The sequence below is a fragment of the Streptomyces rectiviolaceus genome, assembly GCF_039533825.1.
In the GTDB taxonomy this organism is placed as follows: Bacteria; Actinomycetota; Actinomycetes; order Streptomycetales; family Streptomycetaceae; genus Streptomyces; species Streptomyces rectiviolaceus.
Window position 1 is genome coordinate 42,762 of sequence record NZ_BAAAUG010000046.1, and the last position, 25,528, is coordinate 68,289.

At 69.3% G+C, this 25,528-nt stretch carries 18 protein-coding genes and 1 tRNA gene; 13 read left to right on the forward strand and 6 right to left on the reverse strand.

Translation table 11 applies throughout. The features are described from left to right. Positions 1-16: 16 nt before the first annotated feature. Positions 17-1,948 carry a helix-turn-helix domain-containing protein gene (locus ABD378_RS16185; protein ID WP_344521606.1) on the forward strand — a complete coding sequence of 644 codons (1,932 nt, stop codon included), beginning with the start codon at positions 17-19 and terminating at the stop codon, positions 1,946-1,948. Here the strand turns inward: ABD378_RS16185 and ABD378_RS16190 are convergent. Then, positions 1,921-3,564 carry a DHA2 family efflux MFS transporter permease subunit gene (locus ABD378_RS16190; protein ID WP_344521607.1) on the reverse strand — a complete coding sequence of 548 codons (1,644 nt, stop codon included), beginning with the start codon at positions 3,562-3,564 and terminating at the stop codon, positions 1,921-1,923. The two genes, ABD378_RS16185 and ABD378_RS16190, sit on opposite strands and share 28 nt — an antisense overlap. A gap of 199 nt (positions 3,565-3,763) precedes the next feature. On the opposite strand from ABD378_RS16190, the gene ABD378_RS16195 reads away from it, so the two are divergent. The 3 genes from ABD378_RS16195 to ABD378_RS16205 all read left to right on the forward strand — a co-directional run bounded on the left by ABD378_RS16195 (position 3,764) and on the right by ABD378_RS16205 (position 6,629). Continuing rightward, positions 3,764-4,213: a MarR family winged helix-turn-helix transcriptional regulator gene (locus tag ABD378_RS16195; RefSeq protein ID WP_344521657.1), complete on the forward strand. Its 450-nt coding sequence runs from the start codon at positions 3,764-3,766 to the stop codon at positions 4,211-4,213. A gap of 90 nt (positions 4,214-4,303) precedes the next feature. Next, positions 4,304-6,409: a pectinesterase family protein gene (locus ABD378_RS16200; RefSeq protein ID WP_344521608.1), complete on the forward strand. Its 2,106-nt coding sequence runs from the start codon at positions 4,304-4,306 to the stop codon at positions 6,407-6,409. Between the two features lie 147 nt (positions 6,410-6,556). Beyond that, a tRNA-Arg gene (locus ABD378_RS16205) sits at positions 6,557-6,629 on the forward strand. Between the two features lie 91 nt (positions 6,630-6,720). On the opposite strand, the gene ABD378_RS16210 is transcribed toward ABD378_RS16205, so the two are convergent. After that, positions 6,721-7,233, reverse strand: a complete 513-nt coding sequence (locus ABD378_RS16210; RefSeq protein ID WP_344521609.1) for a phospholipase A2 — start codon at positions 7,231-7,233, stop codon at positions 6,721-6,723. Between the two features lie 746 nt (positions 7,234-7,979). Between ABD378_RS16210 and ABD378_RS16215 the strand changes: the two genes are divergently transcribed. Next, on the forward strand, positions 7,980-8,756 hold the full coding sequence (locus tag ABD378_RS16215) for a glycosyl hydrolase (protein WP_344521610.1): 777 nt from the start codon (positions 7,980-7,982) through the stop codon (positions 8,754-8,756). Positions 8,757-8,793: 37 nt separating this feature from the next. Here ABD378_RS16215 and ABD378_RS16220 read toward each other — a convergent pair whose 3' ends face one another. Beyond that, the gene (locus ABD378_RS16220; RefSeq protein ID WP_344521611.1) at positions 8,794-9,936 is read right to left on the reverse strand and encodes a hypothetical protein; all 1,143 of its coding nucleotides are present in this window, start codon (positions 9,934-9,936) and stop codon (positions 8,794-8,796) included. Positions 9,937-10,348: 412 nt separating this feature from the next. On the opposite strand from ABD378_RS16220, the gene ABD378_RS16225 reads away from it, so the two are divergent. The 3 genes from ABD378_RS16225 to ABD378_RS16235 all read left to right on the forward strand — a co-directional run bounded on the left by ABD378_RS16225 (position 10,349) and on the right by ABD378_RS16235 (position 14,095). Next, positions 10,349-12,370 (forward strand): transglycosylase domain-containing protein, encoded by a 2,022-nt coding sequence (locus tag ABD378_RS16225; RefSeq protein ID WP_344521612.1) that lies wholly within the window; start codon positions 10,349-10,351, stop codon positions 12,368-12,370. Positions 12,371-12,456: 86 nt separating this feature from the next. Next, positions 12,457-13,104, forward strand: coding sequence for a hypothetical protein (locus tag ABD378_RS16230; protein WP_344521613.1), 648 nt, complete (start codon positions 12,457-12,459; stop codon positions 13,102-13,104). Positions 13,105-13,174: 70 nt separating this feature from the next. Continuing rightward, entirely contained in the window at positions 13,175-14,095 is a 921-nt protein-coding gene (locus ABD378_RS16235) for a MerR family transcriptional regulator (RefSeq protein ID WP_344521614.1), read from the forward strand. A 269-nt stretch (positions 14,096-14,364) separates the two neighbouring features. Here the strand turns inward: ABD378_RS16235 and ABD378_RS16240 are convergent, their stop codons facing one another. Together ABD378_RS16240 and ABD378_RS16245 are read right to left on the reverse strand one after the other, a co-directional pair. Continuing rightward, positions 14,365-16,227, reverse strand: coding sequence for an MFS transporter (locus ABD378_RS16240; protein WP_344521615.1), 1,863 nt, complete (start codon positions 16,225-16,227; stop codon positions 14,365-14,367). A gap of 238 nt (positions 16,228-16,465) precedes the next feature. After that, complete coding sequence (locus ABD378_RS16245) at positions 16,466-19,117, reverse strand: D-alanyl-D-alanine carboxypeptidase (RefSeq protein ID WP_344521616.1); 2,652 nt, start codon at positions 19,115-19,117, stop codon at positions 16,466-16,468. Positions 19,118-19,261: 144 nt separating this feature from the next. Here ABD378_RS16245 and ABD378_RS16250 point away from each other — a divergent pair, with 144 nt between their 5' ends. The 3 genes from ABD378_RS16250 to ABD378_RS16260 all read left to right on the forward strand — a co-directional run bounded on the left by ABD378_RS16250 (position 19,262) and on the right by ABD378_RS16260 (position 21,725). Beyond that, the gene (locus tag ABD378_RS16250) at positions 19,262-20,047 is read left to right on the forward strand and encodes a GOLPH3/VPS74 family protein (RefSeq protein ID WP_344521617.1); all 786 of its coding nucleotides are present in this window, start codon (positions 19,262-19,264) and stop codon (positions 20,045-20,047) included. Positions 20,048-20,430: 383 nt separating this feature from the next. Beyond that, positions 20,431-21,288 (forward strand): Scr1 family TA system antitoxin-like transcriptional regulator, encoded by an 858-nt coding sequence (locus ABD378_RS16255; RefSeq protein ID WP_160505605.1) that lies wholly within the window; start codon positions 20,431-20,433, stop codon positions 21,286-21,288. Between the two features lie 227 nt (positions 21,289-21,515). Continuing rightward, a complete protein-coding gene (locus ABD378_RS16260; protein WP_344521618.1) occupies positions 21,516-21,725 on the forward strand; it encodes a DUF397 domain-containing protein in 210 nt (69 codons plus the stop codon). A gap of 118 nt (positions 21,726-21,843) precedes the next feature. Here ABD378_RS16260 and ABD378_RS16265 read toward each other — a convergent pair whose 3' ends face one another. Continuing rightward, positions 21,844-22,719, reverse strand: a complete 876-nt coding sequence (locus ABD378_RS16265; RefSeq protein WP_344521619.1) for a hypothetical protein — start codon at positions 22,717-22,719, stop codon at positions 21,844-21,846. A gap of 90 nt (positions 22,720-22,809) precedes the next feature. Here ABD378_RS16265 and ABD378_RS16270 point away from each other — a divergent pair, with 90 nt between their 5' ends. Together ABD378_RS16270 and ABD378_RS16275 are read left to right on the forward strand one after the other, a co-directional pair. Further along, positions 22,810-23,598 (forward strand): SDR family oxidoreductase, encoded by a 789-nt coding sequence (locus tag ABD378_RS16270; RefSeq protein WP_344521620.1) that lies wholly within the window; start codon positions 22,810-22,812, stop codon positions 23,596-23,598. Positions 23,599-23,864: 266 nt separating this feature from the next. Next, positions 23,865-25,442: a sodium:solute symporter family protein gene (locus ABD378_RS16275; RefSeq protein WP_344521621.1), complete on the forward strand. Its 1,578-nt coding sequence runs from the start codon at positions 23,865-23,867 to the stop codon at positions 25,440-25,442. Positions 25,443-25,528 lie beyond the last annotated feature (86 nt).

A 25,528-nucleotide genomic window follows, 5' to 3' on the forward strand; every position in this document is an offset into this window, starting at 1 on the left:
GGAGGCGACCCGTCGTATGTCAAGCTCCCCAGACGCCGCCCACGCCGCCCACGCCGCCCACCGGGAGCAGGCGTGCGCCGCCCTGCGCGAGCTGCTCGACCTGCTCGCCCAGGACGCGCCGGCCGAGCAGTTCGCCCGTCCTGCCGCTGCGGCCCGCGCCGCCGGGGCGAGCGACGCCGAGCTGACGGCGATCGACGACGCCACGCAGACCGCCCTGCGCGTGCGCCGCACCCTGAACCAGCACCAGCGCAGGGAGGCCGAACTCACCGCGCTCTTCGACACCGCGGGCGACCTCGCGGCCCTTCGCGACCTGGACGCGGTGCTCCGCGCCATCGTCCACCGGGCCAAGCTGCTTCTCCGCACGGACGTCGCGTACCTCTCCCTCAACGACCCGGCGGCGGGCGACACTTACATGCGCGTGACGGACGGCTCCATCTCCGCCGCGTTCCAGAATCTGCGCCTGGGCATGGGCGAGGGGCTCGGCGGCCTCGTGGCCCAGACGGCCCGCCCGTACGCCACCGGGGACTACGAGGTCGACCCCCGTTTCCAGCACACCACCCCCATCGACAGCGCCGTACTGGAGGAAGGCCTGCACGCCATCCTCGGCGTACCGCTGCGGCAGGGCACGCACGTCATCGGTGTCCTGTACGCCGCCGACCGCACCGCCCGCGCCTTCACCCCCGACGAGGGCGCGCTGCTCTCCTCGCTCGCCGACCACGCGGCCATCGCCATCGACAGCGCGCGCCGCATGGAGGAGACCAGGGCCGCCCTCGTCGACCTGAACGAGGCGTCGCAGACCATCCGCGCGCACAGCGAGGCCATGCTCCGTGCCGAGGACGCGCACGACCGGCTGACCGATCTCGTCCTGAGGGGCGGGGACTTCACCGAGGTCGCCACCGCCATCGGCGCGCTCCTTCGCGGCGGCACCCTCATCCACGACGGGGACGGCACCGAACTCGCCCGCGTCGACGCCACCTCCCGTACGCCCCCGGCCAAGGCCGTCGCCGCCTCGCGCGCCAGCGGCCGGGCCGTCCCTCTCGACGGCACCTGGGTGTGCGCGGTCCTCGCGGGCCCGGAGCTCCTCGGCAGCATCGCCCTCACCGACCGGGCCGACCTGGGCGAGGCCGACCGCCGCCTCTTCGAGCGCGCCGGGGTCGTCACCGCACTGCTCCTGCTCCTGCGCCGCTCGGCCGCCGAGGCCGAGGACCGCGTGCGCGGCGAACTCCTCGGCGACCTGCTCTCCCTCTCCGGCACCCCGGGCCGCCTCGCCTCGCGCGCCCGCCGCCTGGACGTCGATCTGGCCCTGCCCCACGCGGTGTTCGTCGCCCACAGCGAGGCGGCGTCCCGCAGGCTCCTGCTCTCATCGGCCGCCCGCGCCGCCCGCACCCACCACGGCCTGTCCGGCCTGCACCACGACCACATGGTCCTGGTGCTCCCGGCCGACGACACCGGCTCCCGGGCCCGCGCGCTCGCCGCCGAACTCACCCAGGCTGCGGGAGCCCCGGTCACGGTCGGCGCCGCGGGCCCCGCCACCGGCCCCGAGGCCCTCGCCCAGGCCCACGCCGAAGCGTTGCGCTGCCTGTCCGCCCTGCGCGCGCTCGGCCACACCGGCCAGGGCGCTGACCTGCCCGACCTCGGCTTCCTCGGCGTACTCCTCGGCGACGACACGAACCTCGACTCCTACGTACGCCGCACACTGGGCCCGGTCCTGGACTACGACACCAAACGCGGCACCGAACTCATCCACACCCTGCGGGCCTACTTCGCCTGCGGGATGAGCCAGTCCAAGGCGAAGGAATCGCTGCACGTCCATGTGAACACCGTGGTCCAACGCCTGGACCGGATAGGCCACTTGCTCGGCGCCGACTGGCAGTCCCCGGAGCGCTCCCTGGAGATCCAGCTCGCCCTGCGCCTGCACGCCTACACCTGGGCGACCACATCGCCGTGATCCCCGGCGGCTTCCTCGTCCGTGGCGGTGGCGGTGGCGGACGCGGCCGGGATGAGGAAGGTGGCGATGAGCCCGAGTACGACGAACCCCGCTGCGACATAGCCGCCGACGGCGACCCCGTCCGTCATCGCCGAGCGCGCCGCGTCGGCGACGGACGCGGTCTCCGGGCGGTCCGCGAGCGGCCCGATGGCGGCACCCGCGCTGTCGGTGACGGCGCCGGTGAGCCGGTCGGCCTGCCCGCCCGGCACTCCCGCATCGCTCAGCCGGTCGCGCAGATTCGTACTCAGCGTGGTGAAGAAAACGGTGGTCAGGGCGGCGATGCCGAGCGCGGAACCGAGCTGGCGGAAGGCGCTCTGGATGCCGGAGCCCTGCCCGGCGCTCTCGTGCGGCACCTCGGCGAGGACCACATTGGTGACCTGGGCGGTGGCGAACCCGACGCCGATCCCGTAGACGAAGAGCATCAGCGCGGCGGCCCACCAGGAGCTGTCCGGAGCGGCGATGAACCCGACCCCCGCGAGCCCGACGACCTCAAGGGCGAGCCCGATGCGCACCTGCCCGAGCGCCGGGACCTTGGCGGCCAGCGGAAAGCTCGCCCCGGTCGCGACGAAGCTGCCGATGGCGATGGGCACAAGGGCGAGCCCGGCCTGCAGGGCGCTGTAGCCGAGGGTGAACTGCAGCCACAGCGGGAGCACCGCGACGATGCCGAACTCGCCGAGGCCGATGATCAGGGTCGCGATGTTGCCGTTGCGGAAGGAGGAGATCGAGAACAGCCGTACGTCCATCAGGACCCGTGAAGACCGTGCGGGGTCGCCGCCCCGGCTGAGCGCGATCTGCCGCCGGACGAACGCGAACAGCGTGACGGCACAGAGCACGAGGGCGACGAGAACGGGCGAGGGACCGCTCCCCCAACTGACCCCGAGCACCTCCAGCGGCTCGATGCTGACGATCCAGCCGTACGTACGCCCTTCGACGAGCCCGAAGGCGAGCAGCCCGAGCCCCACCGCGGAGAGCACCGCTCCGGGCACGTCCACCCGGCCCTTGGTCCGCGGCGAGGGAGCCATGTAGAGCAGCACGCCGGCGGCGACGATGACGGACAGCGGCACGTTGATGCCGAACGCCCAGCGCCACGAGACGTGTTCGGCGAGCCAGCCGCCGAGCAGCGGGCCGAGCGCGGCGGCGGCGCCGATGGTCGAGCCCCAGATGGCGAAGGCCTGGCCGCGCGCCTTGCCGGTGAAGGTCGCGTTCAGCAGGGACAGCGAGGTCGGCAGGATCATCGCCGCGCCCGCGCCCTGCAGGAAGCGGGCCAGGATCAGCAGCCCGCTGCCGGGCGCGAGCCCGGCGAGCACGCTGGTCGCGCCGAAGACCACGACGCCGGCGACGAAGATCCGCCGGGCGCCGAAGATGTCGGCGAGGCGCCCGGTCAGCAGGAGCAGCGCCGCGAAGACGATCGCGTACGACTCCTGGATCCACTGCGCCTGGGCGGAGCCGGTGTCCAGGTCCTCGATGACCGAGGGGACGATCACGTTGACGATCGTGGTGTCGACCACGATCAGGGCGACGCCGAGGGCGATGGCGATGAGCCCGAGCCAGCGGCGGGCGGGGGACGGATCACGCACTGAGTACCTCCATGGTGAAGTAATTCCATGGTGAAGGTAAAGTGAGGCCGGTAAGTTGTCAAAGCACGAGTACGAGCTGGAGTACGGCTACGAGTACGGGCCCGACTACGACTACGGGCAGCCGGCGGAAGAGAGGGCGGGCGCGGTGGCGACGGAGGAACCGACACCCGGCGAGGTGACGGCGCAGCGCGAGCGCCTGATGGACGGACTCAGGGGCTACGGCGAGCGCTACAACGAGCTCAGCCGCCGCTTCGCCGTCTGGCTCGGCCTGCACTCCACGGACGCCGACGCCCTCCTGGAGATCGTCACCGCCGAGGACCGCGGCACCCCGCTCTCCCCGGCCCGCCTGAGCGAACGCATCCTGCTCTCATCGGGCGCCACCACCGCGCTCCTGAACCGCCTCGAAGGCGCGGGCCACATCGTCCGCACCCGCGAACACACCGACCGCCGCGTCATCACGCTGCACAGCCGCCCCGGCATCCGGGAACGCGCCGACGAGTTCTTCACGCCGCTCGCGGTCCGGATGGACGCGACGATGGCGCAGTACACGCCCGAACTCCTCGCACAGTTCGAGACGTTGCTGGCGGAGCTGCGGACGACGATCGACGCGGACCTCGCGGAGCGGGACCGGGACGCAGGGTCGGCCTGATCCTCGGCCGCGACCGCGGCAACCAATCCCCCTGTGGTGGCGACTGCCCTGCGCAACGCTCACCAACTATCACCAGGGCGGATGAGGTACATGAGAGCGAACCGGCACGAGCGCGCGGCCCAGCACCGCAGGCGCCGGCTGAGCCTGAGAGTCGGCATCCCGGTGGCCGTGGCGGCCGCGGCGGGACTGACGTACGGCACGACCCTCGGGGTCTTCGGCGAAGACGCGCAGCCACGGGCATCGGCGGCTACCGGGGCGGGTTCCGCGGCGACCTCCGCGGCCTGGGCCGATGACGTCGCCGACGGCTTCGCGTCGGTCAACGCCCTGGGCCAGAAGGGGACTTACGGCGGCCGCGACGGAAAAACAGTCACCGTCAAAACACTCGCGGACCTGGAGAGGTACGCGACGGCCTCCGACCCGTACGTCATCGTCGTCGCCGCGACGATCACGATGAACCCCAAGGGCAAGGAGATCAAGGTCGCGTCGGACAAGACGATCGTGGGGTCCGGCACCTCGGGCCAGATCGTCGGGGGCGGCTTCTTCCTGGGCCAGGGCGTGCACAACGTGATCATCCGGAACCTCACGATCCGGGACTCGTACGCGGGCACGTGGAACGACAAGGAGCACGACTTCGACGCCGTACAGATGGACGGCGCGCACCACGTCTGGATCGACCACAACGACCTGCGGCACATGGCAGACGGCTTGATAGACAGCCGAAAGGACACCACATACCTGACGGTGTCCTGGAACAAGCTGAGCGACAACAACAAAACATTCGGCATCGGCTGGACCGAGAACACCACGGCCGACATCACGATCCACCACAACTGGCTGCGCGAGACGGAACAGCGCAACCCGTCCACGGACAACGTGGCCCACGCACACCTCTACAACAACTACCTCCAGGACGTCGCGGGCACGGACATCACCTCGTCGTACGGGAACTACTCGCGCGGCAACACGAAGATGGTCCTGGAGAACAGCTATTTCGAGGGCCTCAACAACCCGGTCACGAAGGACAGTTCGGCGTCGATCGTGCAGCGCGGCAACGTCTTCGTCGGGACGAGCGGGCGCAACGAGAGCGGCGGCACGGCGTTCGACCCGAAGAGCTACTACAGCTACACGCCGGACAAGGCGGCGGAGGTCCCGGCGAAGGTGAAGGCGGGAGTGGGCCCACGCGCGACCCTCGGCACCTCAGCTTCAACATCATCTTCCGCCTCCGCCTCCGCCTCGGCTGCTTCCACCCTCACCGTGGCGAAGGACGGCAGCGCCCAGTACAAGACGGTCCAGGCGGCGATCAACGCCGTACCGACGAACAACTCCTCGCGGGTCGTGGTCTCCATCGCGGCGGGCACGTACCGGGAGACGGTGAAGATCCCGGCCAACAAGCCGCACGTCACGCTCCAGGGCACGGGCGGCAGCCGCAAGGACACGGTCATCGTCTACGACAACGCGGCGGGCACCCCCAAGCCGGACGGCTCCGGGAACTACGGCACCTCGGGCAGCGCGACGGTGGCCGCGGAGGCGGACGACTTCCAGGCCCGCAACCTGACGATCTCCAACGACTTCGACGAGAAGGCCAACCAGAACCTGGCGGGACACCAGGCGGTGGCCCTGCGCACAGCGGCAGACAAGGCGTACCTGGACAGCGTGATCGTCACGGGCGACCAGGACACCCTCCTCCTGGACACGGCGGCCAAGAACAAACTGGGCAGGGCGTACATCAAGAACTCCTACATCGTGGGCAACACGGACTTCATCTTCGGCCGGGCGACAGCGGTCGTGGACCGCTCGGTGATCACCCTCAAAAAGCGCTGGGACGGCACGTCGCAGGGCTACGTCACAGCGCCGAGCACCCCGGCGGACCGCAAGGGCTTCCTGATCACGAACACCACAGTGACCGGAGACGTGTCCGCGCGCAGCTTCTACCTGGGCCGCAACTGGCACGCGGGCGGCGACGCGAGCCTGACCCCCCAGACAACGGTCCGCGACTCCACCCTCAGCGCGGCCATCAGGCCCACCCCCTGGTCGGACATGGGCGGCTTCCCCTGGAAGGACGACCGCTTCGCCGAGTACAAGAACACCGGCGCGGGCTCCGGCCCGGCAAGCGGAGACCGCCCGCAATTGACGGACGCGCAGGCCGCGGGCCAGGAAATCGGCGACTGGCTGGGAAATTGGACCCCCACTCCCTGAGATAACGGGGAAGGACCCACAGACCCCACCACCCGGGAGGCCACACCCCCACCCCACACCGGCCGCCCCCCGCCCCCGGCCACGCACCGCCGCCCCACCCCGATCCGCTACCCTGTCTGGAACCGCCATCCGTGGCGGCACCAGTACGCCTTCGTAGCTCAGGGGATAGAGCACCGCTCTCCTAAAGCGGGTGTCGCAGGTTCGAATCCTGCCGGGGGCACAGAGAAAAGGGCCAGCTCAAGGGATGTTTTCCCCGGGGCTGGCCCTTCTGCATGATCCGCTCCGTGTACGGCGTCGAGGAGTGGTGGGGCTCAGAAGAAGGAGCTGTCGCCGCCGAACTGGACGGCCAAGTGGTACGCCTCGGCGGCGTTGGTGCAGTTGAGGTGGGCCAGCGGCGTGCGGTATTTGTCGTCGCAGATTCGTCGCATCTCCGTACGGAACCGCCCGTCGATCCAGTTCTTCGTCGCGCGGGTCGGGTCCAGCTTGAGTTCGTGCCGTGCGCCGTAGTTCCGGTAGCCGAAGTCATGCAGCACACAGGCCGGCCTGAACACCTCGACGTAGGGCGCGTAGCCGGTGGGGACGGAGCAGCCGTCGTTCGTCCAGTTGAACGGTGGGATCTGCGGCGTCACAGCGAATTGCTGATACGGCAGGTTCATGATGCGGTCGGCCTTTTCCCGGACCGTCGGTGCTGAAGCGGACGTGTCCGGCGACGAAGCGGTCGCCCCGGCTGCCAGCGAGCTGCCCGCGGCGGCCCAGGAGCCTCCGACGGCTCCACCGGTCAACAGGGCCAGGGTGGCGATTGTGGTCGAGAACTTCCTGCGCAAGGGTCCTCCAAGCTAGGCATGCCGACTGCGTTCACAGGCCCAACGAGCCTGGTGATGAGTGGTTGTTGAAGTTGCCGGTACGAGCAGCCGCGCGACCGGATGACTCCTCTCGCCACGGCCTGCGGCTGAGTTGTAGCCGGACGGCCGGCGTGGGGCCCGGGCAGACATGGGCGCACGCCCAATTGGGCGGACAAGTTCACCGAAGAAACGATCACCCGTGACGCAGGGAGGCCCCCTTCACGCCCGACGGCGAGAGAGGGCGGCTCATCGGGCGAGGTGATCGGCGGCTGGCCCGCGACGTGAGATGCGCCATGCCGCGTTCGGCTTCAACGATGGCCGGTAGCAGAGCGAAACCGCCGATGCGGGTGCTCTGGCGGGGGCGGACTCCATGGGGGGCCTGTCGGGGCGGGGGCAGCATGTTGGTGAGGGCGTGGCAAGGGGTCTTTTCGCTACGAAATGGTGTAGTAGCGATCTCTCGTTGCCTGCGCGCGCCGACTTTCTGAGAATGGGGCGGCCCGGGCGGCCATGTGGCCGCGGTACCGGAATTCTGGCCCTGCACCGGCCGGTCGACAAGGATGAGAATGAAACGAAAGCTGGCTACGACACTGGCCATGGCGGCGGTTATCCTCGCGTCCATGGCCATACCGTCCGAGGGTGCCGCCTCCCCGTCCCGCCTGGGTGTTTACGTCGGTCCGGGAAAGACTGCCGCATTGGAGAATTCTCGGACGTGGCTCGGTCGGTCACAGGTGGACGCTACCGATTACCTGGACCCGTCCGAGAACATCAAATGGAATCAGTACGCGACCAAGTACTGGGGTGACTGGAAGAAGGCCGGAGCCGACCGTCATTTCGTGCTCGGGCTGCACATGCTGCCCAAGGGCGGAAACTTCACGGACGGGCTCGACGGTAAGTACGACAGCCAGTTCCGGGACCTTGCCGACCTGATGATCAAGAATGGTCTGGGCGACTCCGTCATCCGCCTCGGATACGAGGGGAACAACAAGAACATCGGGCCATGGCAGGGAACCGGCGACCCAGCAGCGTATCGGGCGATGTTCCGGAAGGTCGTCACCCTCATGCGTGCTCGCACCGGAGCGTCCTTCCAGTTCGACTACAACATGGCCGTCGGCTCCTCGGGCAAGGTCACGTCATTCGAGACGCTGTACCCCGGCGATGCCTACGTCGACGTAGTCGGTCTCAACATCTACGACGTGTGGTGGCAGCACCCGGACGCTACGCCGCCCCAGCGGTGGAACCACACCCTCAACACCGTCATGGGGGTGAATGACTTCAAGGCGTTCGCCGCCGCGCACAACAAGCCGAAGTCGTATCCGGAATGGGGCCTTTACCAGAAGGGCGACGCCTATACGGGGGGAGGCGACTCGCCCTACTTCATCGACCGGATGGCCGAACTCGTCCAGGACTCGAAGTACCAGGCGTATTTCGACCACGACTGGGGCGGCGGAACACTGGACGACTTCCCGAAGGGCAAGGCCCAGTACAAGCTCCGCTTCGGGGGCTGAGTCGAGAGTCGAGTCCTGTGCGCCATCCGTAAGACGCTCAAGGAGCGGTGCCTTCGGGCTTCTCGTTGTCGGGGTCGTCTGCGGCGTACGGATGTACGTACCCGTCCTTGTTGAAGGGCGTGAACCAGCTTGAGATGCCCATGGGGGCGATACCGAGGGCCGCGCCCATTTCGCTCTCGTCGATGCCGTCCGTCGAGTCGTCGTAGAGCCACTCGTGGTCCATGTCCTCGTAGACGAGATCGGCGAAACACTCCAGTGCCGAAGAGACGCCCTCGTCGAGGAGGCCGAAGGTGTCCAGCGTGACCTCGGCGTCGCGCAGCAGCAGCTTGAAGGCCAGTTCCTCTGCCACACAGCTCAGCTCCTTGAAACTTCCCTCCGTCAGCCGTGTCGTCAGCGCGATCGCCGTCACCAGGAATCGCCGGGCGAAGCGCGCGTCGTACTGCAGGGCGTAGCGCGGGGGCAATTCGTCGAGGAGCCACATGGGGCTGTCGCATTCGGCGACGTTGGTCTCCTCCCGGTCCAGCGCGTGCGCGTCCTGGAACAGCTCGTCCAGGAGGACGTCCGTACCCCAGATCAGGGCCCCGGCGGCAAGTTCGGCGTCCTCCGTCCCCTTAGTCCCCTTCTCACCCTCCTCGCCCTCCTCCCGCGCACCGAACATCCCCAGGCCGAAAGCCGCCAGCCGTGGCGCCATGGTGCGGATCTTGGAACGGATGGCCGCGGTCTCGGCCGGCGTCCCGGGCGCGACCGTGGGCACCGCTCCCCCGGCCAACCCCATCAGTCGCGCGCGGCGGGACTCGACGTCGTCCGGCGGGGCATCCGGGCCATCGGCCGCGTCCAGGCTCTCCTTCGCCAGGTCCGACTGCAGCTCCACCTCGCATCGCTCGACGGTCCAGTCGGAGAGCAGCTCAGTGCGGTCAAGCAGCTCCTCCACCAGTTCGCGGACGGCCTGCTCGGCGAATTCCAGCGCCGGGGCGTCCACAAAGACCTTCAGGAGTGCACCGCCGGGATACACGCCCACGAAGGTGTCCCGGAGCCCCACCTCCATCCCGTCGGGGCCCTCGATCTCCTCCACCGACTCGAAGCCGTCCTCAAGGAGGGCGCCGGCGCCGACCCGTTGCAGCTCATCCATCTCCGAGGAGCCATTGGCGATCCGGGTATCCACACTCACTGCATAGGTCACGCGACACAGCCTCGCAGGAGGGGCCGCCGATCGCGCACCCAATGCCGACTTCCCGGCCGGGCCCGCAGGCGTTCGCGCTTTCAACCTGTGTCGGCGGGCTCGCCCTGGGAAGACGTGAGGTGAGCCGGTGGCAGCGGACCTCGCCGGTCAGCCCCGCATGCCACGGTTCTGGAACTCCCATGGGATCGGCACACTCCCGCATCGTCGGCCCCATGGTTGAGGCGGGCCGGCCGTGGCCAAGGGGAGCCGCCACGGCCGGGCCCTGCCACCGTCCCCGCCGCCCCACACCGTCGCCACATCCCCACACCGTCGCCGCTCCCGTGCGCTGCACCTCCCCTCCCCCCCCGGCTGTTACGTCCCCCTAATACGTCTCCGGCCAACCCCCGCCCCCATCACCCCCCTCTCCCCCACCATGGGGACACACACTCAGGGGAAGCCGGCGCGCAAGGCCAATCGCAAGCCCAGAAATCCCCGCGCCCGCAAGCCACTCCGCCGACGCCGCCTCATCGACTACCCCCGGCACGGCAGACGCGGCCTGCGGCGATGGCTGCCCTCCTGGCGGCAGGGGCTCGGCTCCCTCACCCTCGTTCTCACCGCCCTCACCTGCCTCTTCGCCCTCGTGTACGCCTCCGTCGACATCCCCGACGAGAACGCGGCCGCCCAGCGCGAGGCCAACGTCTACTACTGGGCCGACGGCACCCAGATGGTGAGCACCGGTGAGGTGAACCGGCAGAACGTACGGCTCTCGGAGATTCCCGACGCCGTCGAGAACGCCGTCATCGCCGCCGAGAACGACACCTTCTACAGTGACTCCGGCGTCTCGCCCAAGGGCCTCGCCCGCGCCGCGGTCAACATGGTCCGCGGGCAGGAGACGCAGGGCGGTTCCACCATCACCCAGCAGTACGTGAAGAACACCTACCTCTCCCAGGACCAGACGGTGACGCGGAAGGTCAAGGAGTTCGTCATCGCGTTGAAGGTGGACCGGAAGAAGAGCAAGCGGGAGATCCTGCAGGGGTATCTCAACACCAGTTGGTTCGGGCGCGGCGCCTACGGCATCGAGGCCGCCGCCCACGCCTATTACGGCATCCCCGCCCGGCAGTTGAACCCCAGCCAAGGTGCCGCACTCGCCGCCCTGTTGAAGGGCGCCGAGCAGTACGACCCCTCCGTCAGCCGCGCCAACCACCGCCGCGCTGAGGCCCGTTGGGAGTGGATCCTCGATCGGCAGGTCAAGTCCGGGCTCATGAAGGCCGATGTGCGCGCGGAGTTCACGACCTTTCCCGAGCCTCACAAGGAGTCCCGGACCACCAGCCTCGGCGGGCAGACCGGCTATCTCGTCGACGTCGCGAACAAGTACGTCAAGCAGCACACCGGCCTCACCGACAAGGACCTCGCCCGCGGCGGCTACAAGATCCACACCACCTTCGAGAAGGACAAGGTGCGACGCCTGAAGGGCGCGGTCGAGCGCGCCATCGACAGCGGCATCGACCCGAAGAAGCGCGCCGCCGACAAGGGCGTGCAGGTGGGCGCCGCCTCCGTGCGTCCGGCCGACGGCGCCATCGTCGCCCTGTACGGAGGGGCCGATGCCACCAAGCACTTCACCAACAACGCCGACACCTCCGGCGTCCCCGTCGGGTCCGCCTTCAAGCCCTTCGTGCTCGCATCGGCCCTTGAACACGGCATCCGTACGTCGGCCGGACGCGGCACCCGGTGGCAGCCCGCTTCGGCCGGGAGCTTCTACGACGACGGCGGCCTCCTGCGGGAATCAGCCGCGCCTTCCGTCGGCAGCGGCAGCGGCAGCGACAGCGGCACCGACGGGCCCGACAGCACTCATCCCACCCTCCGCCAGGCCCTGTCCAAGGGCGGCAACGCCACCTACGTACGCCTCGGCAAGGACATCGGCCTGGAGCGGGTGCGGCGCACCGCCATCGCCTCCGGGCTGCTCGAGGGCAGCATGGCGCGCCTGGAGGAAACCTTTCCGGTCGGCACGTCGACCCCCAGCGCGATCCGCATGGCCGGCGCCTACGGCACCTTCGTCAACCGCGGCCTGCGGCACGATCCTTACTCGGTGACCAAGGTCGTCAAGGACGACGTGACCGTCGGCGGGCTCGCGAGGCCCGGCGCGCGGCGCGCGCTGGATCCGGATGTGGCCGACGAGGTCGCCGACGCGATGCGGGGCGTCGGCGCGTCATCCGTCGACCGGCCGGTCGTCGCCGGGCGCACCGGCGACCAGGACCGCCTACGGTCGGCCTGGTTCACCGCCACCACCGAGGAGTTGTCGACCGCCGTGACGATGTTCCGGACCAGCCCGGACGAGCCGCAGCTGCTGCCCATGTCGGGCGTGGGCGGGGCGAGTTCGCGGCACGGGAATGTCTTTCCGGTCCGGATCTGGCGGGACTACGTGAAGGGCGACCCGCAGAGCGACGGTTCTCGGTAGCTCGGGCCGTCAGCAGCTCACCAGCAGGACGGCAGCTCCTCCTTGGGGCTCTTCCCCAACCGTCGGCAGGCTGTCATCGTTCCGATATGTATCCCTATGGGCCACCGCCCGGGCCGCCGCCACGCATCGACGCGGGGCAACTGCGGCCACGGCGGCGGTGGTTCGTCGTGGCAGGGGTGATCGCGGCGGTCTGCGTGGGCATCGGCATCGTGAGCTTCGTGCTGACGCTGACCTCGGCGGCGGGCTCCGTCGACGACAGCGAGGCGTTCACGAGCGGGCGGTCCGTCACGCTGCGGATCGGGCCCGACGACGACGCCGCCATCTACGTACGCAGCCCCTTCATCGCGCGTGCGCACTGCAAGGTCGTCTCCGGCCCCTCCGGATCCACGCCGCGCGTGACCACGCCCGACAGCACCTTCACCGTGACCAAGGGCAGCGTCGAGTGGCAGCGGGCGTTCGTGCTCAAGACGGACACGGACGCGGACTACCGCGTGATGTGCGACGACCCGCGCGGCGCGCTCACCTTCGCGCCCGGAGACGACGCCGACATAGCGTCCTTCGTCGGCGGCATCGTCGTGACCGTCGTCGTGCCGCTCCTCGGCCTCCTCGCGGCCTCCGGCATCGCGATCATCGTCGGCGTACGGCGCGGAAGGCACCGCCGATGGCTGGAGGCACAGGCGTACTACGGCCACCGGGGCGCGCCTCCCCGCACAGGCGGCACCGGCAGCGGTTGACCTTGCCCCTGGGGCAGAGCCCATCGTCCTGCGTGCCGGGCCGAGGGGCGCGGTGACGGAGGATGCCCCCATGGACGACGTGCACGCACAGGAAGACGGGTCGGGAGACGTACCGGCAAGACCGGCGAGTGGCGAACCGCTGCTCACCATCGGCGACTTCGCCGCCCGCGCACGGCTCTCGCCCAAGGCCCTGCGCCTGTACGACCGCCTCGGGCTGCTGCCCCCGGCGTACGTCGACGAGTCCACCGGCTACCGCCACTACCGCGCGTCGCAGGTGGAGAGCGCCCGCACGGTCGTCCTGTTGCGCCGCCTCGGCATGCCGCTCGCGGACATCGCCGCGACGGTACGGCTCGACGGCGAGCAGGCGGAGCGGGCGGTCGCCGCGTACTGGGCGGACGTCGAGGAGCGGCACGCGGAGCAGCGCACGCTCGTGGGGTACCTCCGTGGACGACTGTCTGGAAGAGGTTCCGAGATGTACGGGAAAGATTTCGAGGTCAAGACCGTCGACGTGCCGGAGCAGTACGTCATCTGCGAGAGCAGGCACCTCCTCTCCGAGGAGCTGCCCGTCTGGATCGACGCGTCGACGCGTCGCCTGGAGGAGGCGGCGGAGAGCGAGTGCGGCGGCATGGCGGACTCGCCGTTCGTCGTCTACCACGCAGAGGTCACCCAGGACAGCGACGGGCCCGCGGAGGCCTGTGTCCCGGTCAGGGACGCGGAGGCGGCGCGGGCGTGGGCGCGGAAGGCGGGCCGGCAGCGGGGCACCAGCTCCCGGGTGGAGCCCGCCCACCGGATCGCCTACACCCGCATCACCAAGGCCCAGGTCTCGTATCCGCAGATCCTCGGCGCGTTCGAGGCGGTGGAGGCGTGGGTGGCCCGCGAAGGCCTGAAGGTCGCGGGAGCGTGCCGCGAGATCTACTTCGTGGAGTGGGACACCGCCGGTCCGGAGGACCAGGTGTGCGACGTGGCGTTCCCGGTGACCCCGGCCGTGTGACCCGGTCACTGTGAGCCGATGCCGACGGCACCGTCTTGGTGAGCCCGCCCTGGCGGGCTGGCCGGGGCGCCTGGGCCGGTGGACCCGTCCCGGTGAGCAGGCCAGGGACGGTGAGCGTGATCCGGTGCGTTGGTCCCGGTGCCGGTGAGTCGGCAACGGTGTGCGGAAGGGTCCGCCTCCGGTGGGGGCGGACCTGCCGCGGGTGGCCCTGGTCCCGTTCCCTCGTGGATTGCGGCCCGCCTCTCCGCCCATGCCCAGCCGGCGCCCGGCTAGCGCACGCTCTCCTGCAGTTCCTCCGGGCAGGCGGTGCCGCGTGGCAGCTGGTAGGGGGCGCCGAGGCGGTAGACGCCGGGGCCGGGGGCGAGGAGTTCGGTCCACTTGTCGCCCTCGGCGTCCTCCTTCGCCTCCATCAGGCAGCCGTTGAGGTTGTCGAACTGCTTGGGGGCGTCCTCGTCGGTCTCCCGCAGCCGCTTGGACTCCTCGGTCTCCTTCGGCCGCTCGACGCCCTTGCCGTCGGCGTCGACGAGGCTGAGCCACGGCGAGTACGGGACGCGGATCAGGACGCGGCCCGCCTCCTTCACCTCGATCGTCATACCGCCTGCCTCGGCGCGGTCGACGACCGCGGGGGGATCGGCGAGCGGGGTCGGGTCGGTGACCTCGTACAGCTGCCAGTTGGAGTCCACCCACACCTGCTTCAGATACGGCAGGCCCTTCTCGACCAGCTGGGCCTCGCGCTTGCCGCCGTCGCCGTCGGGCTCGCCCTTGGGCAGCACGACGTAATGCACGGACCAGCGCTGGAGCCACTCGTGGTAGTTCGCGGAGTTGAGGGTGTCGTCGTAGAAGAGGGGGTTGCGCTCCATGTCCGCCTGCCGGTTCCAGCCGCGGGCGAGGTTCACGTACGGCGCGAGCGCGGAGGCCTCGCGGTGGCTGCGCGCGGGCACGACCTCCACGCGGCCCTTCTCGGCGCCGACCTCCTGCAGCTCGTTCACCAGCGGCGCGAGCTCACGTGTCCAGGAGGCCTGGGGCGTCGTGTGGATTATGTCGTCGACCGCCTTGAACCCGACCCAGCCGGTGAAGCCGACGAGCGCCACGACGATCGCGTACCACTTGCGGGTCTTCGGCACCGCGAACGGCAGCGCGGCAAGCAGCGCGACGCCCCCGAAGGACATCGCGAGGCGGCTGATGTTGGAGCCGATCTGCGAGCTGATCAGCCAGACGCCGAGCACGAAGGCCGCGTACACGGCAGTGGTGATCCGCACGGTCTTCCACTGCTTCGGTACGAGGAAGAAGACGAGGCCGGAGCAGATCAGGGGCAGCGATGCGGACCCGAACGACATCGGCTGCGTGCCGGAGAACGGGAAGAGCCACGCGGAGAGGCCCACGACGACAGCGGGCGCGAGCCCGAGCGCGTACGCGCCGGGGTAGCGCTTGCTGAGGAAAAGCGCGACGGCGATCATGCCCACGAAGAGTCCGGCGACCGGGCTTCCCATGGTCGCGAGCGCGGCGAACGGCGCGGCGACCAGGGCCTTCGCCCACCGCTTGTAGCGCCAGCGGTAGGGCCAGCAGAAGACGGCGGCGACGGCCATCAGCGCGAACATCTGGCCGAGACCGTAGGTCACGCGGCCCGACACCGCGTTGCAGAACAGCGCGAAGAGACCCGCGAACGCGGGCCACAGAGGCTGCTTCACCGCGCGGCTGCGGATCAGGATCATCGTGAGCAGGGCGGCGGAGACCGTCCCGGCGATCATCATCGTGGTCCGGACGCCGAGCACCGACATCAGATACGGCGAGACGACGCTGTACGACACCGGGTGCATCCCGCCGTACCAGGCGAGGTTGTACGCGGAGTCGGGGTGCCGTCCGACGAACTCGGCCCAGGCGTCCTGCGCGGCGAGGTCTCCGCCGCTGTTGGCGAAGGTGAAGAACCACAGGACGTGCAGGACGGCCGCGGTGACGGTCGTGATGGTCACGGGGTGCCGCAGGAACCGGATCCAACCGGAGGCCCGTTCGGGCGCCACGGGGTCGGTGCGGCGCTGGGCGGGCAGCTGTATTCGCGCCCCGGTGCGGGTGCCGCCACCGGTGCCGGGCTCAGGATCGGCGTCGTCGGCTCGCGTCGGCTCCGCTGTTGCCACTTGCGGCACTCCCCGTGTCGTTCTGTCCGTCCGAGGGGCGCGGCAGAGGGTCCGTCCCGGAACACTCCGTCACTCAGCCCCGGCGTACTACCCCCGAGATTGTGACGCTAGCACGCAGGGCCCGGCGGGCGCCGGGGGTGGGGGCTCCCTCCGTGCGGGTCCGGCGGAGTTCGGCCAATGCGTGGGCGTGGGCGGCGGCTTGCGCCTCCGCCCACGCCTGCGTCGTGCCGCGCGTGACTCAGCCGACGCGCTTGAGCTTGGCGCCGAAGCCCGGTTCGGTGAGGTCCTCCTGGAGCGCGACGGGCACCTCGACGGCGCCGTCCTTGCCGTCGCCGACGCTCAGCACACCCACTTGGGTGCCGGCCTTCGCGGAGTGCGGGATCGTCTTGCCCGCGCTCTCGCCGAGCTTCAGCTTCACGGTCAGGCCCGACCAGCCGGCGGCCTCGACGTCCTTGGTGGCGACGACCGGGGCCGTGCCGCCCAGACCGTCGTCGACCCGGCCGACGACGTCGCCCTTCTTCACGATCGTCTTGGCGGTCAGCGCGCCCTGCCCAGCTTCGATGAGCTTGCGGGTGACGCCGGTGACCTCGTCGATGTTGGCCACGCCGTTCTGCCCGTACTGCCCGAGGGCGGCACCGATGATCGTCCGGGTCTCGCCGCCGACCTTCTTCTCCGCGGCGAAGAGGATGTTGCCGCCCGCCGCGGTGGTGGTGCCGGTCTTGATGCCGATGGCGACCGTCGGGACGAGCCCGAAGAAGTTGTTCTGCTTGTCGCCGTTGAGGTCCTTGTAGCTCGGCTGACGGGAGATCTCGTTGAAGACCGGGTCCTCCATCGCGGCCCGGCCCAGCTTCACGAGGTCCTCGGCGGTGGAGACGGTCGTCTTGTCCAGTCCGCTCGGGTCCGTGTAGTGGGTGTTCTTCATGCCGAGTTCCTTGGCCGTCTTGTTCATCTTCGCGACGAACTCGTCCTCGGAATCGCTCTTGGTGTCCCAGCGGGCGAGCAGCTTGGCGATGTTGTTCGCGGACGGCAGCATGACCGCCTGCAGCGCCTCGTACTCGGTGATCTTCTGGCCCTCGGTCACCTTGACGACCGACTCGTTGCCCGCCTTGCCCGTCTCGTAGTGCTTCTCCGCGGCGGCGTCGACCGGAATCTTCGGGCCGGGGTCGCCACCCTTCTTCAGCGGGTGGTCACGCAGGACGAGATAGACCGTCATGACCTTGGCGATGCTCGCGATCGGCACGGGCTTCTGGTCGCCGGACGTGCCGAACGTCCCGATGCCGTTGACGTCCATCGCGGCCTGGCCCTTGCTCGGCCACGGCATGGACGGCTTGCCTCCCTCGAAGGAGACGGTCTCCTTCGCGGTGAGTTCGAGGGTGGGCGTCGGCAGCGGGCGCACTGCCTGTACGACCGCAAAGACGACCACCATGAGCAGCACCAGCGGCGTCCAGATCTTGACCCTCCGCACGGCGGTGCGGACCCGGGTCTCGGGCGGCGGCGGCGTATTGGTCAGCTCGGCCAGGAGGTCGAGCGGCGGCCTGGGGGGAAGGGGCTGCTGGGTGGTGCGCTCGGGCCCTACGCTGCTTTTTTCGGGCGTGGGCGCCTCGGCGGGCGGGGTCGCCTTGGCCGGGGGCATCGGGCCACTGGACGAGGTGTCCAGGGGCTTGAGCGCGACGAACTTGCTGGTGCGCTCGGCCTCGCCTTCCGGCTTTGCTGTGGGCTTTGCGGTGGGCTTTGCTGCGGCCTTGTCCTCGGGCTTGGGCTTGGGCTTGTCGGCGTCCTTGCCCTTGGGCTGGTGGTCGCTCAGCTTGAGCATGGTGGTCGGCTGGTCAACGGCCTTCGGGGGGAGCGCCTTGAAGACGGCGGTGGCCTGATCGACTCCGCCGGAGGGGGCGGGCTGCTCGGGGGCCTCCGCCTCGGTCTCGGCGTCGGCGTCGGCGTCGGCGTCGGTCTTGTCGTCTCCGGAATCGTCGCCGGAGTCGTCGTCAGCGGCGTCGGTCGAGGCCTCGGTGTCGCCCTCGGTGGAGTCCTCGGAAGATTCCGCGGGCTTGTCGGCGTCACCGGAGTCGTCGTCGGCGGCGGCGTCGGCGACGTCATCCGAGGAACCGTCCGCGCCCGCGGGCTCGTCGGCGTCACGGGAGTCGGCGTCGTCGTCGGCGGCGGCGCTGTCGGCGCTGTCGGCGCTATCCGCGCTGTCGACCGAAGCATCAGCCTCACCGTCAGCCGAGGCGTCATCGTCGGCCGTGTCCTGCTCGGCCTCGGAGGAACTCTCCTCCTCGGCGGCAGCGCTCTGCCCCGCAGCCTCAGCCTCGCCGTCAGCCGGGGCGTCGTCATCCTCGGCAGCGCCTTGCTCGGCGGCCTCGGAGGAACTCTCCTCGTCGCCCGAGGTCGCGTCCTCCTCAGAGGCAGCCTCCTCGTCAGGCTCAGCCGCCGCCTCCGCGGGCTTCTCGGTCTCCGCGTCCCCGGAGCCCTCCTCGTCCGCCGTGGCCACCCACGCCGCCACAGCGGCCCGCAGTCGCGCGTCGCCGCTCTCCTCGGCCTTGGGCCACGCCTCGGCGCTCTCCTTGGAGTCCTCGGAGTCCGCGGAGTCCTCGGAACCGGAGGCCCCGGCCGCCGAGGACTCCGCCACCGCCTTCGTGGAGAAGACCGCCGTCGCCTGGTCCTCCCGCGCCTCGGAGCCCTCCCGCGCCGCGGGGACCTCGCGGGCCACCGCAAGGCGTGGGTCGCGTTCCTCCGGCGCCGGCACGGACGGTTCTGCCCCAGTCGGGTTCCCCGACGACTTCCGCTGCTTCGACCTGTCGGGGGTCTCGCCCGCCACCGATGCCTCCTCGTACGCCATGCCGCTCGCGTTGCCGTTGCGCCAAAACATGGCCGGACCCACTGTCCGAACCATGTACCAGTGTCCTGTGTGAGGGCTTAACCCCCGTGGTAGACGAGAACGACATACCTACTGGTTCCCGTACTTACCGGTCACGCACTCTCGACAGACCAATGTGAGAGGGGTCACCCTGTCATTCATCCACGCGGGGAGGCATGGATGGGCAGGAGCCGCAGAACAATTCCGGAGGAGCTTCTGCTGCTCGCTTTGGACCCGGCCACGGGTACCACAGCGCAGCCGCAGTCGCTCGACCTCGGTCTGGCCGGAGCACAGCTAGTGGAGCTGGCGCTGGCCGGACGGATAGCCCCAGACGGGGATCGTATCGCCGTGGTGATGCCACGGCCGACCGGAGATCCGACTCTGGACTCCGCACTGGAACTGCTGCGCAGGCGCGGCAGCCCGGTTCGGGCAGTCCACTGGATTGGCGGGCCCCGACTGGGGCTGCGCCAGATTTACCTCGCGCACCTGGAGCGGTGCGGCATGGTGCATGCCGTATCGGGCCAGATGTGCGGAGTACTGCCGACGACTCGCTACCAAGCGACGGACACGGCAATCAGCCGGGACATCAGGTCCCGACTGGACAGTGCGATCCGCACCGGCGTACCACCGGACCCGCGGACCGCGGCGCTCGCCGCGCTCGCTCACGCAGTGGGGCTCGGCAAGCACCTCTACCCCGGCAACGAGGGGCGTTCATCGCGCTCCCGTCTCCGGGACCTGATCAGGCACGACCCGATGGGCGGCCTCGTGGCGCACGCCGTGATGGACGTCCAGAACGGTGTGGCCGCTCAGCCACGCCGCAGCCCGGCCCCAGCGGGACCGGGTGGACCGGGTGGGATGCCTGGCGGGCCAGGTGGTGGCCGACAGCCGGCCAGGACCGCACCGGAACCCGGCGGGGTCCCGATGCAGCCGCGCCGTGGATCCATGGCACGTGCCGTGGCCCACTGAGCCCGGTCAGCCAGTACGAACAGCCGCACCGCAGTAACGACTCACCGCAGTAAAGACTCACGCAGTAACGACTCACCGCAGTATCGGCAACAGCAACGCCGCACCGCAGTCCCCCAGACCCGGTACGGGAGCCGCTGGGCCGCGCGGGGCACTGGCACCGGAACGTCCGGACGACGACACCGGTACCTCCGCCCCGCGCGGCCGCAACTCTTGGCGCCGCGCAGCCGGGCCGCACCCTCACACCAGTCCTCATGCCCGTCTTCACGTCGATCGCAGTTCGCACTTCACATCAGCTGTTTCCCAGCGGTGCGCGACGCGTTGGTGGCACTCTGCTGAACAGCAGATACGCAAAGTAGAGGCATGTAGTCGGAGGTGCACGTCCCGTGGCGTCCAATGTCAATCCCACTGTCAGGCGACGCCGGTTGGGCCAGGAGCTCCGCAGGCTCCGTGAGCTCAAGGGCATGACGGCCGAGGAGGTCGCCGAGCGTCTGCTGGTCTCGCAGTCGAAGATCAGCCGCCTCGAGAACGGCCGCCGTTCGATCAGCCAGCGCGATGTGCGCGACCTCTGCGGGGTCTACGAGGTCGAGGACCACCGCATCGTCGACTCGCTCATGCAAATGGCCAAGGACTCCCGCCAGCAAGGCTGGTGGCACTCCTTCGGCGACATCCCGTACAGCGTCTACATCGGTCTGGAGACGGACGCCGCATCCCTGCGCGTGTACGACCCGCAGGTCGTCCCCGGCCTGCTGCAGACCCGTCCGTACGCGGAGGCCCTCATCACCGGCGCGCTGCCGGAGACCACGCCGACGGACATCGAGAAGCGCGTCCAGGTCCGCGTGCGTCGGCAGGAACGAATCAGCGCCCCGGAGAACCCGCTGCGTCTGTGGACCGTCCTGGACGAGTCCGCGCTGCGCCGCGTGGTCGGCTCGCGGCATCTGATGCGCGACCAGCTGGAGCACCTCGTGGAGCAGTCCCAACTGCCGCACGTGACCGTCCAGGTGATTCCTTTCGAGATGGGCGCGCACCCCGGCCTCAATGGTCAGTACGCGATTCTCGAATTCCCGGACGCCGCGGATTCCAGTGTGGTCTACATCGAGGGCGTCACGAGCGATCTCTATCTGGAGAAGGCGAACGACGTCCAGCAGTACAGCGTGATGTACGAACACCTGCGGGCGCAGGCCCTGAATGTGGATCAATCACGCCAACTCATCGCAGACATCGCGAAAGAGTACGCACGCTAGCGTACCGACCGCGTATGAGGCCGTCTCGCGCGGGAAAGCGCCGCACGGTACACCTTGCCCTCGGCGAGGCGGAAGACCCCACTGGAATATGCCATCCGGTCGAGTGAACGCTCCCTTCACTCGGCGATGTTGGCGAGTAGCGTCATTCACGCCATCAAGCAACACCTGTTGGCACAGCCGCACTTGGCGGTGACCGCAACTCACCAACTGGGCGAACCGGAGTAACCATGGCAATTCATCAGGGCGCTACGAATACGTGGGTCAAGTCCTCGTATTCCACGGGAAACGGCGCGTGCGTAGAGGTCAAGTCTCCTATCTCGACGGCCATTTCGGTCAGGGACTCAAAGATCACCGAGGGTCCCGTCCTCGCCTTTCCCTCCGACACGTGGCGCGCGTTCGTCTCCGAGGTCGGCCGGGAGACGTCACACCTCGGCTGACAGACGCCGCATCGCGCATCAGCACCACAGGTTCAGCGAGAGATCGACAACTTCATAAGCACGACCGATTGAGCCCTCTCGACTGGCCCGCCGTCCCGGCCGAGGGGGCTCGGCCTTTCTACCGCAGTCGATCGACGTACGTGTCCGTTCCCGGCACCGTGGGAACGAAAGGCGCCACCAGCTCCACCCGCCCAAGACCGGACTCCGCCACCGCGTCTCCCCGCCCGGCGAAGTGCTCCTGCCAGCACTCCCGAGGATCGGCCTGCAGGAACCAGAGCAGCGTCAGCCGCGTATCGACTCCCTCGACCTGCTTCACGTACGTCATCTTGTCCCCCGGCAGCGGAGTCGGCCGGAAGATCGTCACCATCGCGGCCGGAGACCCCGCAAGGGCGCGCGGCAGCTGCTTGGCCCGCAGCCACTCCAGCAACTCCGCGCGCTGCTCGCCCGATTCGGCGTCGATGACTTCGAGCACCAGGCCCTGGTAGGGGTGGTCGAGCGCGTGGAAGTCGCGGGGTCCGGCCGCTCCGTCCCGGTAGACGGTGGCCTCGTGGTCCTGGAAGGCCGTGAACACGTGCGTGCGGTCCTGATAGACGCGGCCGTCGCGGTTGAGGCGCTTGTTGATGCCGACGGTCCACTTCATGTGCTCGTCGTAGCGGCCCTCGGTGACCCAGTACGTGGAGAGGTAGCAGCCCGCGGTGACGGGCTGGGCGACCGCCGACTTCTCGGGGACGCGCAGGAGCTGGAGATCCCGGGGAGCGACCCAGCGGCGGCCCGCGTACATCCAGGGCATCGCCATCGCGCCGGCGTAGTAGTGGTCGTCCTCGTACCAGCGGTTGTACGCGTACTCGTGGCCCGGGTGCGGCTCGACCATCGTGATCAGGGCGTGGCCCGGGTGCACGCCGTAGGGCCCGACGCCGGCCAGCTCCCCGTACACCTCACTGCGGGTGTCGTCGCGCGCGTTCTCGCGGGCGCTCTCGCGGGTGTCGTCGCTCATGCCTCTCCCCTTCCTCCCTCTTCCTTCCTCCGGTGGACGCCCATACTCTGACGCCCCGTCAGCAAAACTGCCAGAGCCGGGAGGCGCCCCATGCCGTCGCTCCTCGAAGGAAAGACCGTCGTCGTCTCGGGAGTCGGTGCCGGTCTTGGCCACCAGGTGGCGGCCGCTGTCGTACGCGACGGGGGCCGCGCCGTCCTCGGGGCGCGCACGGAGGCCAACCTCGCCAAGTCGGCGGCGGAGATCGACCCCGAGGGCACGCGCACGGCGTACCGCGCGACCGACATCACCGACGAGACCCAGTGCGAGGCCCTGGCCGACCTGGCGCGCGAGCGCTTCGGCGGGATCGACGCGGTGGTCCATGTGGCCGCCTGGGACAGCTACTTCGGGGGCGTACAGGACGCGGACTTCGCCACCTGGCAGCAGGTCATCGACGTCAATCTGCTCGGCACGCTGCGGATGACGCGGGCCTGTCTGCCCGCGCTCAAGGAGCGGGGCGGCTCGGTGGTGTTCATCGGCACGCAGTCGGCCGTCGCCGCTCCCTCGCAGGTGCGGCAGGCGGCGTACGCGGCGTCGAAGGGCGCGCTGACGTCGGCGATGTACTCCCTCGCGCACGAGGTGGGGCCCGACCGGATCCGGGTCAACACCGTGCTGCCCGGCTGGATGTGGGGCCCGCCGGTGGAGGCGTACGTCCAGTTCACCGCGCACACCGAGGGGGTGCCGGAGGATGAGGTGCGGGGGCGCCTCGCCGAGCGGATGGCGCTGCCGGACCTCGCGACGGACGGGGACGTGGCGGACGCGGCGGTGTTCCTCGCGTCGGACCGGGCGCGGGCGATCACGGGGCAGTCGCTCCTGGTGAACGCGGGAGAGCTGATGCGGTAGGCGTCGCGCCGCGGAACGGGCCACGGCTGTACGGGATCACGTCCCGTACAGCCGTTTTTTGCGCTCTCTCTGAATCAAGAATGTGAACGCAGGTCAGTAAACAGAACGATTTTACTCGCTCTTGACCTCACGGCCGGTTGTAGTCGGCGCACGCCCGAACCCACGATGAGCGGGCACTTCAAGGCCGCCCACGTCCGTATGTCACGAAACTGGCGAAGTGCACGGCATTCAGCGCAGTTCACAAGGCGGACCCCTGGAGGGGGCACATGAACAGTCTCGACTGGGCCGTGCTCATCGGCTACTTCGGCATCATGGTCGCGATCGGCGTCTGGTCCCACAAGCGCGTGGACAACGTCAGCGACTTCTTCACCGCGGGCGGCAAGATGCCCTGGTGGCTGTCCGGCATCTCGCACCACATGTCCGGCTACAGCGCGGTGATGTTCACCGGGTACGCGGGCATCGCGTACACCTACGGCGTCACGTCCTTCATCACCTGGTCGTTCCCGATCGCGCTCGGCATCGCCATCGGCTCGAAGCTCTTCGCGCCCCGCATCAACCGGCTGCGCGGACGCCTGCACGTGGCGTCGCCCCTCGAATACCTGAAGAACCGCTACAACCTGAAGACCCAGCAGGCGCTCGCCTGGTCCGGAATGCTCCTGAAGATCGTGGACGTGGCCGCCAAGTGGGCCGCCATCTCCACGCTGCTCTCCGTCTTCACCGGCATCTCGATCAACCAAGGCATCCTGATCACCGGCGTGATCACCGCCGTCTACTGCACCATCGGCGGTCTGTGGGCCGACGCGCTCACCGAGCTCGGCCAGTTCGTCATCCAACTCCTGGCCGGTGTCGCGATGTTCGTGGCCGTGGTGTCCAAACTCGGCGACCACGGCGGCTTCTTCGGCGTCTGGGACGAGCCCGAACTCGCGGGCCACGCAGAGCCGTTGGTCGGCCCGTACGGAACGATCTTCCTTCTGGCGTTCCTCTTCATCAAGCTCTTCGAGTACAACGGCGGCATGCTCAACCAGGCCCAGCGCTACATGGCCACGGCGACTCCCCGCGAGGCGGCGCGCTCGGCCAGGCTCTCGGCGATCCTGTGGCTGGTGTGGCCGGTCGTCCTCTTCTTCCCCATGTGGATGTCCCCGCTCCTGGTCGACGCGAAGAAGCCCGACGGCTCGGACTCGTACGCCCTGATGACCGAACAGCTCCTGCCACACGGCCTGTTGGGCCTGGTCATCGTCGGCTTCTTCTCGCACACGATGGCGATGTGCTCGTCGGACGCGAACGCGATCGCCGCGGTCTTCACGCGGGACGTGGCGCCGGTGGTGTCCAAGGCGGCCAGGGGCTGGAACGACCGCAAGGGTCTGATCGCGGCACGCCTGACGACGGTGGTCTTCCTCGGCCTCTCCATGGCGGTGGCCACGCAGGTCAACTCCCCCGCGTTCAAGGACATCATCACGGTCGTCATCAAGTGGGTGGCCGGTCTGATGGGTCCGATCGCGATCCCGATGATGCTGGGTCTGCTGCGTACGTTCCGCAAGTCGGGACCGACGGCGGCGCTCACCAGCTGGTCGATGGGTCTGCTCGCCTTCTGGCTGGTCAACTACCCGATCAACTGGAACGTCGAGGGCGGGGTGCCCCTGGAGTACCAGGTCTCGATCCCGCTGGCGGTCTCGCTCATCCTCTACATCCTCATCGGCTACCTGAAGCCGGAGGACACTCCGGAGCGGGACGCGATCATCGAGATGATCAACACGGATGATGATGGCTCCGCCGGGGCAGCCGTTGTACCGCCCCAGGCCGGAGAGGCTGATGAAGTAGTCACCCCTCAGGGCCGGTTGCCGTAAATCACCGGCTTCGCCGAGTTCGTCCTCAAACGCCGGACGGGCTGGAAGATCTCCCCGGACAGGGATGTCTTCCAGCCCGTCCTGTG

What these genes read in the sequence shown, in the direction of transcription:
- ABD378_RS16260 (WP_344521618.1), top strand. Translation starts at nt 21,516, where the DNA reads ATGGCAATTCATCAGGGCGCTACGAATACGTGGGTCAAGTCCTCGTAT.
- ABD378_RS16275 (WP_344521621.1), top strand. Translation starts at nt 23,865, where the DNA reads ATGAACAGTCTCGACTGGGCCGTGCTCATCGGCTACTTCGGCATCATG.
- ABD378_RS16265 (WP_344521619.1), bottom strand. Translation starts at nt 22,719, where the DNA reads ATGAGCGACGACACCCGCGAGAGCGCCCGCGAGAACGCGCGCGACGAC.
- ABD378_RS16195 (WP_344521657.1), top strand. Translation starts at nt 3,764, where the DNA reads ATGGACGGACTCAGGGGCTACGGCGAGCGCTACAACGAGCTCAGCCGC.
- ABD378_RS16200 (WP_344521608.1), top strand. Translation starts at nt 4,304, where the DNA reads ATGAGAGCGAACCGGCACGAGCGCGCGGCCCAGCACCGCAGGCGCCGG.
- ABD378_RS16235 (WP_344521614.1), top strand. Translation starts at nt 13,175, where the DNA reads ATGGACGACGTGCACGCACAGGAAGACGGGTCGGGAGACGTACCGGCA.
- ABD378_RS16250 (WP_344521617.1), top strand. Translation starts at nt 19,262, where the DNA reads ATGGGCAGGAGCCGCAGAACAATTCCGGAGGAGCTTCTGCTGCTCGCT.
- ABD378_RS16245 (WP_344521616.1), bottom strand. Translation starts at nt 19,117, where the DNA reads ATGGTTCGGACAGTGGGTCCGGCCATGTTTTGGCGCAACGGCAACGCG.
- ABD378_RS16185 (WP_344521606.1), top strand. Translation starts at nt 17, where the DNA reads ATGTCAAGCTCCCCAGACGCCGCCCACGCCGCCCACGCCGCCCACCGG.
- ABD378_RS16270 (WP_344521620.1), top strand. Translation starts at nt 22,810, where the DNA reads ATGCCGTCGCTCCTCGAAGGAAAGACCGTCGTCGTCTCGGGAGTCGGT.
- ABD378_RS16225 (WP_344521612.1), top strand. Translation starts at nt 10,349, where the DNA reads ATGGGGACACACACTCAGGGGAAGCCGGCGCGCAAGGCCAATCGCAAG.
- ABD378_RS16230 (WP_344521613.1), top strand. Translation starts at nt 12,457, where the DNA reads ATGTATCCCTATGGGCCACCGCCCGGGCCGCCGCCACGCATCGACGCG.